14 protein-coding genes are annotated in these 15,763 nt (G+C 66.8%); 10 read left to right on the top strand and 4 right to left on the bottom strand.

All coding sequences use genetic code 11. The features are described 5' to 3' along the window. The first annotated feature begins 14 nt into the window (after positions 1-14). Positions 15-2,192, top strand: coding sequence for an Rne/Rng family ribonuclease (locus KQH53_10695; GenBank protein ID MCB2227133.1), 2,178 nt, complete (start codon positions 15-17; stop codon positions 2,190-2,192). Positions 2,193-2,199: 7 nt separating this feature from the next. On the opposite strand, the gene KQH53_10690 is transcribed toward KQH53_10695, so the two are convergent. Then, entirely contained in the window at positions 2,200-3,354 is a 1,155-nt protein-coding gene (locus tag KQH53_10690) for a CoA transferase (protein ID MCB2227132.1), read from the bottom strand. A 19-nt stretch (positions 3,355-3,373) separates the two neighbouring features. Next, positions 3,374-4,372, bottom strand: coding sequence for a 4Fe-4S binding protein (locus tag KQH53_10685; GenBank protein MCB2227131.1), 999 nt, complete (start codon positions 4,370-4,372; stop codon positions 3,374-3,376). Positions 4,373-4,623: 251 nt separating this feature from the next. On the opposite strand from KQH53_10685, the gene KQH53_10680 reads away from it, so the two are divergent. From KQH53_10680 to KQH53_10640, 9 genes are all read left to right on the top strand, one after another. Then, on the top strand, positions 4,624-5,913 hold the full coding sequence (locus KQH53_10680; GenBank protein MCB2227130.1) for an ABC transporter substrate-binding protein: 1,290 nt from the start codon (positions 4,624-4,626) through the stop codon (positions 5,911-5,913). 93 nt (positions 5,914-6,006) lie between these two features. Further along, the gene (locus tag KQH53_10675) at positions 6,007-6,879 is read left to right on the top strand and encodes a branched-chain amino acid ABC transporter permease (protein ID MCB2227129.1); all 873 of its coding nucleotides are present in this window, start codon (positions 6,007-6,009) and stop codon (positions 6,877-6,879) included. Continuing rightward, a complete protein-coding gene (locus KQH53_10670) occupies positions 6,876-7,832 on the top strand; it encodes a branched-chain amino acid ABC transporter permease (GenBank protein ID MCB2227128.1) in 957 nt (318 codons plus the stop codon). The genes KQH53_10675 and KQH53_10670 overlap by 4 nt, the downstream gene beginning before the upstream one ends. Beyond that, on the top strand, positions 7,832-8,593 hold the full coding sequence (locus KQH53_10665; GenBank protein ID MCB2227127.1) for an ABC transporter ATP-binding protein: 762 nt from the start codon (positions 7,832-7,834) through the stop codon (positions 8,591-8,593). Before KQH53_10670 ends, KQH53_10665 begins: the two co-directional genes overlap by 1 nt. Further along, the gene (locus tag KQH53_10660; GenBank protein MCB2227126.1) at positions 8,590-9,291 is read left to right on the top strand and encodes an ABC transporter ATP-binding protein; all 702 of its coding nucleotides are present in this window, start codon (positions 8,590-8,592) and stop codon (positions 9,289-9,291) included. Before KQH53_10665 ends, KQH53_10660 begins: the two co-directional genes overlap by 4 nt. A 25-nt stretch (positions 9,292-9,316) precedes the next feature. Continuing rightward, entirely contained in the window at positions 9,317-10,090 is a 774-nt protein-coding gene (locus KQH53_10655) for an SDR family oxidoreductase (protein ID MCB2227125.1), read from the top strand. A 10-nt stretch (positions 10,091-10,100) separates the two neighbouring features. Continuing rightward, positions 10,101-11,636 (top strand): long-chain-fatty-acid--CoA ligase, encoded by a 1,536-nt coding sequence (locus KQH53_10650; protein MCB2227124.1) that lies wholly within the window; start codon positions 10,101-10,103, stop codon positions 11,634-11,636. Positions 11,637-11,649: 13 nt separating this feature from the next. After that, positions 11,650-11,916, top strand: a complete 267-nt coding sequence (locus KQH53_10645) for a hypothetical protein (GenBank protein MCB2227123.1) — start codon at positions 11,650-11,652, stop codon at positions 11,914-11,916. Positions 11,917-11,918: 2 nt separating this feature from the next. Next, positions 11,919-13,364, top strand: a complete 1,446-nt coding sequence (locus tag KQH53_10640) for a 4-hydroxyphenylacetate 3-hydroxylase family protein (protein MCB2227122.1) — start codon at positions 11,919-11,921, stop codon at positions 13,362-13,364. A 719-nt stretch (positions 13,365-14,083) separates the two neighbouring features. Here KQH53_10640 and KQH53_10635 read toward each other — a convergent pair. Continuing rightward, positions 14,084-15,118, bottom strand: a complete 1,035-nt coding sequence (locus tag KQH53_10635; GenBank protein MCB2227121.1) for a zinc-binding dehydrogenase — start codon at positions 15,116-15,118, stop codon at positions 14,084-14,086. A gap of 13 nt (positions 15,119-15,131) precedes the next feature. Further along, positions 15,132-15,674: an XRE family transcriptional regulator gene (locus KQH53_10630; GenBank protein MCB2227120.1), complete on the bottom strand. Its 543-nt coding sequence runs from the start codon at positions 15,672-15,674 to the stop codon at positions 15,132-15,134. Between the last annotated feature and the right edge of the window lie 89 nt (positions 15,675-15,763).

Genomic DNA, 15,763 nt, shown 5'->3' with positions numbered 1-15,763 from the left:
GTAAGCTAGCGCCCATGTCACGAAAGATGCTCATAAACGCCACCGGCTCCGAGGAGCTACGCGTGGCGGTGGTGGAGGACGGCCGCCTGGAGGCCTTCTACGTGGAGACCGCCGCCCAGGCTCAGACCCGGGGCAACATCTACAAGGGTGTGGTCGCCAACGTGGAGCCCTCGTTGCAGGCCGCCTTCATCGACTACGGCCGCCCCAAGCACGGCTTTTTGCAGATCGCCGATTTGCGCAACGACCTCTGGGCCGAGCACTCCGCTCCGGCCAAGGGCCTGCCGCCCTTGCAGGAGGTCCTCAAGAAGGGCCGCCAGTTCCTGGTGCAGGTGGTCAAGGAAGAGACCGGCAACAAGGGCGCGGCCCTGACCACCCACCTGTCCATCCCCGGGCAGTATCTGGTGGTCACCCCGGGCCACGGCCACGTGGGGGTCTCCCGCCAGATCGCCGATGACAAGGAACGGACCCGCATCAAGCAGATCCTGGAGTCCCTGGAGCGGCCCGGGGAACTGGGGGTCATCGCCCGCACCGCCGCCGAAGGGCGCAGTAAGCGCGAGCTGACCACCAACTACAAGCAGCTCCAGCGCCTGTGGGAGGACATCGAGAAGCGGGGCAAGAACGCCAAGGCCCGCAGCCTGATCCACAAGGAGGAGGACCTGGCCGTGCGCACGGTGCGCGACCTGTTCACCTCGGACCTGGCCGAGATCTACGTGGACGATCCGGTGATCTTCGATCGCCTGGTGGCGTTCGTGGGCACCGTGAGCCCCCGCCGCAAGAACATCGTCAAGCTCTACCAGCAGCAGCGGCCCATCTTCGCCCGCTACCAGCTGGAAGAGCAGATCTCCAGCGTGTATCAGCCCGCGGTGGGCCTGCCTTCCGGCGGGGGCATCGTCATTTCGCCCACCGAGGCCCTGGTTTCGGTGGACGTGAACTCGGGCAAGAGCTCGGGCGGGCGGCAGCTGGAGGAGACCGCCCTGGCGGTGAACACCGAGGCCGCCGCCGAGATCGCCCGCCAGCTGAGACTCCGCGACCTGGGCGGGCTCATCGTCATCGACTTCATCGACATGCGCGACCGGGGCAACCAGCGCAAGGTCAGGAAGGCCCTGGTGGACGCCCTCAAGGGCGACAAGGCCAAGACCACGGTGGGCCACATCAGCCGCTTCGGGCTGATGGAGATGAGCCGCCAGCGCATCCGCCCGGCCATCGACTTCGGAGCCACCCGGACCTGCCCCATGTGCGGCGGACGGGGCATGGTGCTCACCACCGAGGCGGTGGGGCGCACGGTGCTGCGCAATCTGGAGCTGAAGCTCAGGGGGTACAACGGCAAGGGCCTCCAGGTGCGCCTGGCCCCGGAGACCGCCCAGTATCTGCAGAACGTCAAGCGCGGCGAGCTGGCCCGCCTGGAGAGCACCTCCGGGGTGTGCCTGGAGCTGGTGGCCGAGCACGGCCTGGCGCCCGAGGACTGCGACATCGACTCCTGCGGCGAGCCCTGGAAGCTGGCCGCTCCCCCGGTCCCGGCCGTGGCCGCGTCAGAGCCCGCTCCGGCCCCGGAAAAGGCCGCCGAGCCGGAGCCCGCCCCGGAGCAGCCCAAGAAGAGCAGCCGCAAGCGCCGCCGGGGCAAGAAATCCAGCGCTCCGGCCGAGGCCGAGGCGGCCAAACCGGCCGAGAAGGCCGAAAAGGCCCCCGAGCCCGAGCGCAAGCCGTCGCCCAGATCCCGCCGGGGTCAGGCCGCGCCGCCCTCCGAGGCCGCGCCCGCCGAGCAAGGCAACGGCGGGGCCGCCGAGACCGAGGGCGAGGCTCCAACGCCCAAGAAACGCAAGCGCCGCCGCCCCTCCGGGGCCCAGCGCCGCGCCCGGGCCAAGGCCCGCGCCCAAGCCGAGGCTGCCGCCCAGGCCGAGGCGGAGAAAAACGGCTCCGCCAGCGAAGCCCCGCCCGCGCCCGAGGCCCAGGCGGCCCCCGAGGCCAAGGCCGAAGCCGCGCCCGAGGCCAAGGACGAGCCCCAGGGCGAGGCCAAACCCAAGCCCAAGCCCAGACGCCGCTCCCGGGCCAAGCCCAAGCCCAAGGCCAAGCCGGAAGCAGAGGCCGCGGGTGAGCCGCAGCCCGAGGCCAAGGCCAAGCCGGAACCAGAGCCCAAGCCAGAGCCCAAGCCCGAGGCCGCTAACCAGGCCCCGGCGGAAGGCTCGGAAGGCTAGCCCAAACCTAAAGGCCCGCTATCTTGCGGCGGGCCATATCCTCTATTAGTGAATCGTCATAGCCCAGGGCGGAGAGCACCTCGCGGGTGTGCTGCCCCAGGGCCGGGGCGGGGCCTTGCTCCTGAATGGGCGAGGCCGATAGCTTCAGCGGGGCGGCCAGGCGCGGCCCTATCGGCGTGTCGGCGATCATGCTTCGGGCCCGGGCCAGGGGCGATTCCACCGCTTCGTTCAGGGAGAGCACCGGCTCGCAGCAGGCGTCGTGATCGTTCCAGAAACGGGCCCACTCGCTCCGGGTGCGCTGGGCGAAGATGGCCGCCACTTCCTGAATCGCCTCGGGCCCGCCGAACTGCCGGTCAAGCAGATCCGGCCGCTCCAGGGCGGCGCAGAAGTTTTGCCAGAACTTGGGCTCCAGGGCCCCCAGGGAGAACCAGCCTCCGCCCTTGGTGCGGTAGAGGTTGTAGCAGGGGTAGCGGCCGTTCAAGGTCATGCGCCCGGGCCGGGGGTCGTCGCGGCCCGTGGCCACCCCGGCCTGAACCATGGTGGCCAATGACAGCGAGCCGTCGAACATGGACGCATCGATGAGCTGCCCTTGGCCGGTCTTTTCCCGCTGGTACAAGGCGGCCAAGAGCCCGCTCAGGCCCAAGAGGCTGCCCCCGGCCAGATCCGCGATCTGCACCCCGGGCAGGCCCAGCTCCCCGCTGGCGCAGCCGGTCATGCCCAGCACCCCGGCCAGGGCCAGGTAGTTGATGTCGTGCCCGGCGCGCTCAAGGTTGGGGCCTTCCAGGCCGTAGCCGTTCACCGAGAGATAGATCAGCTTCGGTTGGGCCGCGCTGGCCTGCCCGTAGCCCAGGCCCAGGCGCTCCATGACCCCGGGCCGGAAGCCCTCCACCAACACGTCATACTCGGCCAGCAGCTTGAAGAACACCTCGCGCCCCTGGGGCGTGGCCAGGTTCAGGGCCAGGCTCTTCTTGCCCCGGTTCACCGCCTGGAAGTAGGGCGAATCGCCCTCGCTCCCGCCGATGCTCCGGCCGTAGTCGCCGCCCGCCGGGTTTTCCAGCTTTAGGACCTCGGCTCCCAGGCAGGCCAGGAGCCAGGTGAGGTAGGGGCCGGGCAGGTTCATGGACAAATCCAGCACCTTGACGCCGCTCAGGGCTCCGCTCATGGCCGGGCTCCTCTCTATCCTAGGCCGCGCCGGGCACGAAGCCCTTTTCGCGCGCCTCCTGGAGGCTGATGGCCCCGCTGGGGCAGGTGACCAGGCACAGGCCGCAGCCCATGCAGCGGGACGGGTCCACCACCCGGGGGGCGTCCTCGCCCTCGGGGGTGGTCACCGCCGAGAAGTAGCAGCGCTCGGAGCAGACCCCGCAGGCCACGCACTCCTCGACGTCCACCACGGCCACGAAGCGGCTGGGGTCCACCACCCGGATGCCGCCTTCGATCAAGACCGGCATGGTCTGGCAGCAGCAGGGGCAGCAGTTGCAGATGAAGTTGTTGCCCTGGTGGCGGTTCATGGTCACGTGCACCAGGCCCGCCTCCTCGGCCTCCCGGAGGATATCGATGGCTTCTTCCTTGCTGATGGGCTTGCCGGTGCCCCGGGCCAGGTTGTACTCCGCCGCGCCGTCCACTTGGAGGCACACCTCCAGGGGCCGGTCGCACTTGCGCATGGACAGGCGGCAGGTGCACTTGGTCACCGAAAGGCTTTTGGCCTTGTTGACCATCTCGGCCACGGATTCGAAATCCAGAATAGAGGTGCGGGCCTCGATGGACACCCCCACCGGGATCACCCGGGTGAAGGGCTTGGTGACATTGGCGCTCCAGTCCTTGGCGATCTCGAACCACTCCTGGTCCATGAAATCGCGCCACAGGTCGTAGAACTCCTCGCTGGCCTCGGGCCAGAGCAGGGTGGCGTCGTGGAACTGCACCAGGTCGCGGCCCATGCGCCAGGTGGGCGGGTCGGTCTTCTTGGAGGGGAACACCAAACCCTTGAGGAACAGGTCGTCGATCATGGCCTCCACCTGGGCCGGGTCGCGGTCCAGCTTGGCCGCCGCGCCGGGCACGTCGGCGGGCAGGGCCAGCAGAAGCTCGGCCTGGTCCGGGTCGGCCAGCATGGCGAAAAGACGGGCGATGCGCTCGGATTGGCCCAGGTTGATCTTCTCGGCCAGCTTCTGGTAGCGCGGGTCCATGTTTTCCTCCCTGTTTCTTGGTGCAGGGGCCATGATTGCCCCCCGCCGCTCCCCTTGTCAACCGGCCCGGAAATTCAAGATATAAGAAAATTGCCTTGACCTACGTTCAAGATATTTACTAAATTGATTCAATCCTTGATGCGAAATCCCACCTTGTCAAAACATCGGAGGTAAATATCTAGGCAAGCCGCCGGGCCTGGCCGGGTGGCCGCGACATGCAAACCTGCGGCATTTTCAGGAGGGGAACCAAGATGCCAAAAAAGGGATTCACCAGAAGGCAATTCGTTAAGGCCGGTCTGCTCACCAGCGCGGGCGCGGCCGTGGGCGCGGGCGCGCTCAAGCCCACCGGCCTGTGGGCCGCCACGCCCAAGGTCAAGGGCCCGGTCAAGGTCGGCTACCAGGCCATCATGTCCGGCACCCTGGCCGGCTACGGCGAGTTCCACAAGATGGGCGCCACCATGGCCATGGAGGAGATCAACAAGGCGGGCGGTATCGCCGGGGTGCCCTTGGAGGTCGACTTCCGCGACTCCACCCTGAAAAAGCCCCAGGCCATCAAAAACGCCCGCTACTTCGTGGACTCCTGGGGCGCCGACTTCCTGGCCGGCGTGGACTCCTCGGGCCAGGCCCTGGCCCTGGCCCCGGTGATGGCCCAGCTCGGCAAGCCGCTGATGGTAACCCACGCGGCCACCGAGAAGCTCACCGAGATCGAGGTGTTCAAAAAGGGCATCAAGGAAATCTTCCGCATCTGCACCCCCACCTACCAGGACGGCAACGCGGCCGCCTTCGTGGCCCAGGGCCTCCCGGCCAAGAAGTGGGCCACCATCAGCCCCAAGTACGAGTACGGCTACACCTGCTGGAAGATGTTCAAGGACACCCTGGGCAAGCTCAAGCCGGGCACCGAGTTCGTGGCCGAGTCCTGGGCTCCCTTCGGCACCACCGACTTCAGGGCCCACATCAACACCATCCTGGACGCCAAGCCCGACGGCCTCTACTCGGTGGAGTGGGCCGGTGAGCTGATCACCATGATCAAGCAGGCCAAGCAGGCCGGCCTGTTCAAGCAGATCAAGCACATCATGCTGCCCGTGGGCGCGGCCATGGACGTCCTGGAGGGCCTGGGCGCCGAGATGCCCGACGGCGTGTGGATCTCGGGCCGCTACTTCTTCATGTTCCCCAACGACCAGCGCAACATCGACTGGGTGGCCCGCTTCAAGAAGCGTTGGAACCACTACCCGGCCTATGTCTCCGAGACCGGCTACTCGGCCATGTACGCCTACAAGCAGGCGGTGGAGGCCGCGGGCTCCAAGGAGGCCAAGGCGGTCATCGGCGCGCTGGAAGGCATGAAGATGGGCAGCCCGGCCGGCGAGCGCGTCTTCCGCAAGGAAGACCACCAGGCCATGTACGAGGTTCCCTGGGGCCTCACCGCCGCCAACCCCAAGTACCCCTTCAAGGTCATGGGCAAGCAGGTGGTCATTCCGCCGTCCCAGTTCTTCAACCGGCCGCCCTTCGAGGGACCCGGCACGCATCCCCCCTTTAAGGGGTAAACGCTCCGATCCCCGGCCGCCGCGCGTCGCGGCGGCCGGGGCCGTCCATACATCATCAGCGCCGGCGCCCTCCGGCGCGTCGGGAGCGCTTGCATGTTTGAGTCCATCGTACACGTGTGCCTGGCCGGCCTGAGCCAGGGCATGTTCATCTGGTTGGTGGCCAGCGGGCTCACCCTCATCTTCGGGGTGCTGGGGGTCTTGAACTTCGCCCACGGCGCCTTCTATATGTTGGGGGCCTACTTCTGCTACACCGTGTTGGCCGCCTTGGGGGACAATTTCTGGCTGGGGCTGATCTTCGGGCCCCTGTTCGTCTGCGGAGTCGGGTTTTTGGTGGAGCGCTACTTCCTGCGCTACGTCTACCACCTGGACCTGCCCTATCAGCTCCTGCTCACCTTCGCCTTCGTGCTCATCTTCGACGACCTGGTGAAGATCGTCTGGGGGGCGGGCTCCATCAGCTCGCCCATCGTGCCGGGGCTGGGGGGCAGCGTGCCCATACTGGGGCGCATGTTCCCCACCTACAGCCTGTTCATCATCGCGGTGGGGCCGCTGGTGGCCTTGGGGCTTTGGGCCGCGCTGGAGCGCACCTGGGCCGGGCGCATCATCCGGGCGGCCTCCTCGGACCGCGAGATGGCCGCGGCCCTGGGGGCCAAGGTGCCCTGGATCTTCACCGGGGTGTTCGTGTTCGGGGTGTGGCTGGGGGCCCTGGGCGGCGGCCTGGCCGTGCCCTACGTGGGCCTGCTTACGCCGGGCATGGGCGAGTCGATCATCATCGAGGCCTTCGTGGTGGCGGTGATCGGCGGCCTGGGCAGCCTCAAGGGCGCCTTCCTGGGCGCGCTGATCATCGGGCTGCTCAGTTCCTTCGGCACCCGCTTCTTGCCCAGCTTCGACATGTTCCTCACCTTCATCCTGATGGCGCTGGTCCTTCTCTGGCGGCCCCAGGGCTTCTTCGGGGAGGCATCGCGATGAGCAGCAAGGCAACCTACGCCGTCTACCTGGGCATCATCGCCGGGCTGGCGGTCATGGGCCTGGTGGGCGACCGGTTCGTGATCTACATGGGCATGAGGGTGATGCTCCTGGCCATCTTCGCCCTGGGCTACAACATCCTCCTGGGGCGCACCGGCCTGTTGTCCTTTGGCCACGGCGCGCTCTACGCCTGCGGCTCCTACGGCATGGCCCTGGTGAACCTGCACCTGACCCAGGACCCCATCCTGGGAATCCTGGCCGGCGTGGCCGTGGCGGGCATTTTCTCTCTGATCGTAGGCTTCTTCTGCGTGCGCAACACCGAGATCTACTTCGCCATGCTCACCCTGGCCTTCGGCATGATGATCTTCTCGCTGATCTGGAACCTCCGGGAAATAACCGGTGGCGACGACGGCCTGGTGGGCATCAGCCGGGGCAGCGTGTTCGGCCTGCCCATCGTCAAGGACAACCAATATTTCTTCTTCGTGCTGTTCTTCTTCGGGATCACCCTGTGGCTGGTGCACCGCATCCGTTCCTCGGCCTTCGGCCTGGTCCTGGCCGGCATCCGGGAGAACCACCAGCGCACCAGCTTCGCGGGCATCCCGGTGAAGCAATACCGCCTGGCCGCCTTTGTGATCAGCGGCATGTTCGCGGGCCTTTCCGGCAGCCTGGGGGCCATGCTCCAGTACAATACCGACCCCTTCAGCGCCCACTGGAGCCACTCGGCCGAGCCGATCCTGGTCAGCCTCATCGGCGGCCTGCAAACCTTCAGCGGGCCCCTGGCGGGCAGCGTCATCTTCGTGGTGCTCCGCGAGGTCATCGAGCGCTTCACCCAGAACTGGATGCTCTGGTTCGGCATCATCCTGCTGGCCATCATCATGGGCCTCCGGGGAGGCGTGATGGGCGGGCTGGAGAAGCGCCTGCGTGAGCGGGCCGCCGCGCGGAAGGGGGTGCGCTGATGGGCGAGATATTGCTGGAAGTGAAAGACCTGAACAAGGCCTTCGGCAAGGTGGTCACCGCCCGGGACCTGTGCTTCAACATAGAGGCCGGGGTGCTCACCAGCATCATCGGCCCCAACGGCGCGGGCAAGTCCACCCTGATCAACGTGCTCACCGGCCTTTTGCCCTGCGACAGCGGGAGCATCGTGTTCAAGGGCGAGGACATCACCGACCTGCCCACCCATGAACGGGTGCGGCGCGGCTTGTGCCGCTCCTTCCAGGTGGTCAACGTCTTCCCCCAGCTCAGCGTGTTCGAGAACGTGGAGATACCGGTGCTGGCCCAGATGAAAAAGGCGGCCAATATCTTCCGCCCCGTGGCCAAGGAAAAGGCGGTGGCCCAGCGGGTGATGGAGCTGTTGGAGCGCACCAACCTGGACCGCGAGGCCCGGGTGACCGCCAGCGAGCTGAGCCACGGGGACCAGCGCCTGTTGGAGGTGGGCATCGCCCTGGCGGCCAAGCCCAGCCTCTTGTTCCTGGACGAGCCCACCGCGGGCATGAACCCGGTGGAGCGGGTGGACATCCTCAAGCACATCCGGCGCATCTCGGCCAGCGGGGAGACCACCTTCGTCATCGTGGAGCACGACATGGACATCGTGTTCAGCTTGTCCGACCGGGTGATGGTGCTCAACCGGGGCGACATCATCTGCGACGGCGGGCCGGACTACGTGAAATGCGACAAGCAGGTGCGCGAGTGCTACCTGGGCGAGGAGGTGGTGGCATGATTCTCTCCCTGGTGGACGTGAACACCTATTACGGAACCTCGCACATCCTGCAGAACATCTCCCTGAGCGTGGGAGAGGGCGAGGTGGTGGCGCTCTTGGGCCGCAACGGCGTGGGCAAGACCACCACCCTGCGCACCATCATGGGCCTCACCCCGCCCTCCGGCGGAGGCATCCTGTTTCAGGGCCGAGAGGTGCAGTCCGAGCCGCCCTGGAACAAGGCCAAGCTGGGCCTGGCCTACATGCCCGACGACCTGCGCATCTTCCCGGACCTGACCTGCGAGGAAAACCTGGACATCGCGGCCAAGCTGGTCCGGCGCGAGGGCTACTGGAACAAGCGGCGGGTGATGAGCCTGTTCCCCATATTGGCCGAACGGCGCGACCAAAAGGGCCTGAACATGTCCGGCGGCGAGAAGAAGATGCTCTCCCTGGGCCGGGCCCTGATGTCCAACCCGGCGGTGGTGCTCCTGGACGAGCCCAGCGAGGGCCTGGCCCCGCTGATCGTGCGCACCCTGGCCGAGGCCATCGAGACCATTCGCTCCCACGGCATGACCATCCTTTTGGCCGACCAGAACCTCAAGTTCTGCCGCCGGGTGAGCGACCGGGGATACATCATCGAGAAGGGCCAGATCGTCCATGAAGGAAGCATGGAAGATATCTGGGACAACCAGGACGTGGTCAACAAATACCTGGCCCTCTAGAGGCCGGGACGGAGCGGACGAAAAAATGAGTGCCAAGGCACTGGAGCATTTCGACCTGAGCGGCAAGACCGCCCTGGTCACCGGGGCCACCCGGGGCCTGGGCGAGGTGGCGGCCACGGCCCTGGCCAAGGCCGGGGCCAACGTGGCGGTGTGCGGCCGCAGCCGCCCGGACATGGACCGGGTGAGCGAGGCCCTGTGCGGCCTGGGCGCGCGGGCGACCGGCTTCGAGCTGGACGTGCTGGACAAGGCCAAGGTGGCCGCGGCGGTGGCCAAGATCAGCCAGGAGCTGGGGCCCATCGACATCCTGGTGAACAACGCCGGGGTCAACTACCGGGTGCCGGTAGTGGAGTTTCCCGAGGAGGAATGGGACCGGATCATCGACACCAACCTCAAGGGCTACTTTCTGGTGGCCCAGGCGGTGGCCCCGGGAATGCTGGAGCGCGGCTACGGCAAGGTGATAAACATGTCCTCCATCTTCGGTGGGGTGGGCATGATGAACCAGCTGGCCTACTCCTGCTCCAAGGGCGGGGTGGACCAAATGACCAAGGTGATGGCCATCGAGTGGGCCAAGGAGGGCATCCGGGTAAACGCCATCGCGCCCACCTACTTCGAGACCGAGTTGGTCACCCAGATCCGCAACGACCCCGAGCGCTTCAACTTCATCAACGAGCGCACCCCCATGGGCCGCTGGGGCTACCCGCCCGAGCTGGAGGGCATCGTGATCTTCCTGGCCTCGCCGGGCTCCGACTTCATCACCGGCCAGACCATTTACATCGACGGCGGCTGGACCGCCTGGTAGGGAGGGGGCCGTGCTGATTCACGAAATATTGGCCCACAGCGCGGGCCGTCTGCCGAACAAGCCCTACCTCATCGAGGGCGGGCGCAGCCTGAGCTACGCCGAGACCCTGGCCGGGGCCCAGGCCGTGGCGGCCAGCCTGCAAGCGGGAGGGGTGGGGCAGGGCGACCGGGTGGCCATGCTCTTCCCCAACTGCATCGACTTCGTGCTGTGCTATTACGGCGCGTTGATGCTGGGCGCGGTGGTGGTGCCCATGAACAACCGCCTGGCCCCCCAGGAGCTGGCCTATGTGCTCAGCGACTCGGGGCCCAAGGCGCTGATCGTGGAGGACCAGTTCTGGGAGGCGGCCCAGGCCATGGGCCAGATCGCCGAGCTGCCCGCGCGGATCATCCAGGCCGGGGGCCAGCGCCGAGAAGGCGTGGAGCATCTGGACGGCATCCTGGCCGCCGGGGGCGCGCCCAGTGGCCAGCCCGAGTTGGGGCCCATGAGCCCGGCCAGCATCATGTACACCAGCGGCACCACCGGCCTGCCCAAGGGGGCCATCCTGAGCCACGGCAACGTGGCGGCCAACGCGCGCAACTGCGGGGCCCACTTGCAGTACAAAGAAAACGACGTCACCTTGATAGTGGTGCCGTTGTTCCATGTGACCGGCCTGCATAGCCAGTTGGTGGCCTTTGCCTATGCTGGCGGCACCTGCGTGATCATGCGCTCCTACAAGACCGCGGACATGATCCGCCTCATCGGCGAGCACAAGGTGACCGTCACCTTCAAGGTGCCCACCATGTACACCCTGATGCTGGTCAACGAGGAGCTGGAGCGCTCGGACCTCAGCGCCTTGCGCCTGGCCTGTTACGGCGGCGCGCCCATGGCCCCGGAGACGATCATCCAGTTGCAAGACCGGCTGGGAGTGGATTTGATCAACGCCTACGGACTGACCGAGGCCACCAGCCTGGTCACCGCCTTGCCGCCCTGCGACGCCCTCAGGAAGGCCGGCTCCATCGGCCTGCCCACCACGGGCAACCGGGTGATGGTGGTGGACGAGGATGACCGCGAGCTGCCGCCCGACGCGGTGGGCGAGCTGTTGATCAACGGCCCCATGGTGGTGCAGGGCTATTGGAACAAGCCCGAGGCCACCGAGGCCGCGCTCAAGGGCGGCTGGCTGCACACCGGCGACTTCGCGCGAATCGACCCCGAGGGCTTCGTGTACATTGCCGACCGCAAAAAGGACATGATCATCCGGGGCGGGGAGAACGTATACTCCATCGAGGTGGAGAGCGCCCTGGTGACCCACCCCGGCGTCTTGGAGGCGGCGGTGGTGCCCCGGGGCCACAGCATCTTCGGCGAGGTGGTGCACGCCTTCGTGGTGTGCGCCCCCGGGGCCGAGCCGGGCGAGGACGAGGTCATCGCCCACTGCGCCACCCTGATTGCGGACTACAAGGTGCCCGCCTCGGTGAGCTTCATCGCCGAGCTGCCGCGCAATCCCGGCGGCAAGGTGCTGAAGAACGCGCTCAAGGAGCAGGTGCCCCCCGGCGATCCGCCGAGGCGGTAGGGCGGGAGAACCAATGAAGGTAGCGCTCAAGTTCTGCGGCGGGTGCGACCCCGCCTACGAGCGCGTGGAATATTGGGAAGCCATCCGCGACGCGGCGGGGACAAGCATCGCCTGGCAGCGGCTGGACCAGGGCGGGCACCAGGCGGTGCTGGCCGTGTGCGGCTGCGCCACGGCCTGCCCCCTGGAAGAGCTGCCCGACGACGAGACCATAGTGGTAGTTACCGACGACCGCCTGGCTCCGGCCGAGGTGGTGGCCCGCTTGCTGGGCCGGGAGAAATGAAAATGGAGCGCATAGTCACCAAGGACGATTATCTGGCCAGCCTGCGCGAGCAGCGCCATCTGGTCTATTTCAACGGCGAGCGCGTAGAGGATGTGACCAGCCATCCCGCCTTCCGGCCCCACGTCAACGCCGCGGCCAAGACCTACGAGATGGCCCTGATGCCCGAGTACGAGGATCTGGCCACGGCCATCAGCCACCTCACCGGCGAGCGCATCAGCCGCTTCACCCACATCCACCAGTCGGTGGAGGACCTGATAAAGAAGGTGCAGCTGCTCCGGGCCATCGCCCACGAGACCGGGAGCTGCTTCCAGCGCTGCGTGGGCTGGGACGCGCTCAACGCCACCTACATGACCACTTACGAGATCGACCAAAAGCACGGCACCGATTACCACCAGCGCTTCACCGAATACCTCAAGTACATCCAGGCCAGCAACAAGATGGTGGTGGGCGGCATGACCGACACCAAGGGCGACCGCTCCCTGGCCCCGCACCAGCAAAAGGACCTGGACGTCTTCACCCGGGTGACCGAGCGCCGCGAGGACGGCATCGTGATCCGGGGCAACAAGGCCCACCAGACCGGCGCGGCCAACAGCCACGAAATCCTGATCATGCCCACCCAGTTCATGCGCGAGGAGGACCAGGACTTCGCTCTGGTCTGCGCGGTGCCCCTGAACTCGCCGGGCGTGGTGCAGATCTTCGGCCGCCAGACCAACGACGACCGGCGCATCCACAGCCCCCTGGACGCGGGCAACGCGGAGTACGGCCTGGTGGGTGGCGAGACGCTCATCGTGTTCGAGGACGTGTTCGTGCCCTGGGACCGGGTGTTCATGTGCGGCGAGACCGAGTTCTCGGGCCTGTTGGTGGAGCGCTTCGCCACCCTGCACCGCCAGAACTACGGTGGCTGCAAGGGCGGGGTGAGCGACGTGCTAGTGGGGGCCTGCGCACTGGCCACCGAGATGCAGGGCAGCAGCAAGGCCAGCCATGTGAAGGAGAAGCTGGCCGAGATGATGCACCTGACCGAGACGCTCTACGCCGGGTCGGTCTCCTGCTCGGCCATGGGCCAGAAGACCGCCTCCGGGGCCTTCTACCCCGACCCGCTCCTGGCCAACTGCACCAAGCACAACGTGACCCGCCACGTGTACGAGATCGCCCGTTTGGCCCACGACGTGGCCGGCGGCATCCTGGCCACCATGCCCTCCGAGGCCGACCTGCGGCACCCGGAGATCGGCAAGTACGTGGAGAAGTACCTCTCCGGAGTGGAGGGGGTGTCCACCGAGAACCGTATGCGTATCCTGCGGCTCATCGAGAACATGACCGGCGGCACCGCCCTGGTGGAGTCCATGCATGGAGCGGGCTCGCCCCAGACCCAGAAGGTGATGTACGGCCGCTTGGCCAAGATGGACATGAAGAAGAAGTGGGCGGCTAAGCTGGCCCAGATCGAAGAGTAGTTTTTCTGGCCGGCGGCCGATTGCTGCCTGCGGCGTGCTTTTCGCGGTTTGAGTCCTCGGCGTATTGGCATATACGCCTGCGTCCTAAAACCGCTGCAAAGACACGCCTCGCCAACGCACTCGGCCGCCGGGGCTCGGGTCAGTCGTAAAGAAAGAGGGCGGGGTTTATCCCCGCCTTTGCATGTGGGGCGGCTCGGTTCTTCCTTATAGAAATGGCTGTCATCGCGAGGAGCGGCGGCCGGGAGGCGGGCAATGAAAAAGGGCCTGCACCCGCCGCGAGGTGGCGATCTTCCCTTGAGATCGTCCGGGGGTTGCTAGAGAGGGCTTTGGCTCTTCTCGCGAACCGGAGACGAGACCAAGGAAGATTGCCACGGCCCGCCGCGAGGGAGGCCCATTTTTCAAAAACCTCTTTCAGCGGCGGGCCTCGCAATGACGGCTATCCTGTAGGGGCAGGGACGGAGAGCTTGGCCATTTTTACCTGCCTTCTGCTGGCGGGCAGAGAGTGCCGCGTCGCGGCCGGCAGGCCGCTCCTCGCAATGACAAGATAGGTTTTGGGATTTATCGGCCAGACTTCGGTCCGCGAGGCGGGAGGAGGTGTTAGAACGTGGGGGCGTTGGCGGCCGGATTTCTTGTCGTCTCGCCAAAGCGAGGCGACCCCGACAGCAAGCTGTCGAGGCCAGCAGGCGAAAAGCTATTTCAAGAAAGAGACGCTACGGGGGCTAAGGCTCCACCACGATGCGCACCGGGTCGCCCTTTTTCTCGTGCAGCATGTCCAGGGCCTGGTTCACCTGGCTCAGGGGCATGGTGAGGCTGATGGAGCCCGAGAGGTCCAAACGGCCGCTGGCCACCAGGCCCACCAGGGTGGCGATCTCGGTGGTGGTGAAGCCGTAGGAGCCCAAGAGCGCGGCCTCGCGGCGCACGAAGGTGGTGGGCGGGGGCAGGGTAATGGGCGCGGGCCCCAGCCCGGCCACCGCCGCGCGGCCGCCCACGCGCAAGCAATCCACCGCCTGGGCGATGGTCACTCGCGCGCCCACCAGCTCCACGGCCAGGTCCACCCCCAGGCCTCCCGTGGCCTCCAGCACCGCCGGGACCACCTCTTGGCGCGAGGCGTCGATGGCCACGTCGGCCCCCACGGCCAGGGCGCGCTCCAGCACGGCCGGGCGCATGTCCACCGCGATGACCTTGGAAGCGCCGCCCAGGCGGGCCAGCTGCACCCCGTGGATGCCCAGGCCGCCGCAGCCGAACACGGCCACCGTTTCGCCGGGGCGCATCTTGCCCGTGGCGTTGAGGGCATGGAAGGGCGTGGCCACCGCGTCGGTGATGATGGCCCCCTGGGCAAAGGGCACGTTCTCGGGCAGGGGCACCAGGTTGCCGGCCGGCACCACCACGTACTCGGCAAAGGCGCCTTCGGCCTGGATGCCGATGCAGCGCCGCTCCAGGCACACCTGCTGGTTGCCGCTCAGGCAATTGAGGCACTGGCCGCAGACAAAGAAGCAGCAGAGCACCGCCCGGTCGCCGATTGCCCAACCCTCCACGCCCGGGCCCAGCTCGGCCACCACGCCGGAGGGCTCGTGGCCCAGGGTGATGGGGGTGTAGGCGGTGGGGGTCACGCCCTCGTAGGCAATGTGGATGTCCGAGCCGCAGACCCCGCAGGCGCGGAGCTCGATCAGAACTTGGCCGGGGCCGGGAGTGGGAGTGGGGATTTCTTCCAGGGCCAGGGGTCGGCCTACCTCGTGAAAACGCGCCGCCAGCATGGTCCCTCGCTCGTTACCAGGATGGGGGGTGGTTCACCCACAGGATTCGGCAATCCTTGTCATTGGGATTGGTAAAGCTGTGGTCCTGCTCGGAGTGGAAGTAGAAGCTGTCGCCCGGGCCCAGGGAATAGGAGGCCCCGTTGACGTTGAGCTCGAGGCTGCCTTCCAGGATCAGGCCGAACTCCTCGCCCTTGTGCTTGTAGTCGCCCACGCTGCCCCCGCCCGGGCCCACGATGGCCAGGCGGGCGTCCATGGCCCGGTCCGGGCCGCGGGGCACCAGCAGCTCTATGCGCAGGTTGGAACGGCCAAAGGAGGCGCGGGGGCGCTTGGCCTTGCGCATCACCACCTCGTCGCCGCCGTTTCCTTCAAATAGCTCGACGATGGTGCTGCCCAGGCCCTCGGCGATCTTTTTCAGACGGCTGATGGAGGGGTCAACCTTGTCGTTTTCCACCATGGAGAGATAGGAGGGCGCGCAGCCGATTCGCTCGGCCGCCAGCTTGAGGGAAAGTTTTTGCCCTTTGCGCAGGGCGCGCAGCTTGGCCCCCAAAGACACCATGAAATCGGCTCCTCCAAAGCTCTTGCCAGGGTTCAATATATTGAACATAATGGGGGGGCGCGTAACAGGTCAAGTAAAACCAACCGGCC

This window comes from Desulfarculaceae bacterium, from assembly GCA_020444545.1.
In the GTDB taxonomy this organism is placed as follows: domain Bacteria; phylum Desulfobacterota; class Desulfarculia; order Desulfarculales; family Desulfarculaceae; genus Desulfoferula.
The sequence above is the reverse complement of the archived record's forward strand: the minus strand, read 5'-3'. Positions and strand labels throughout refer to the sequence as shown.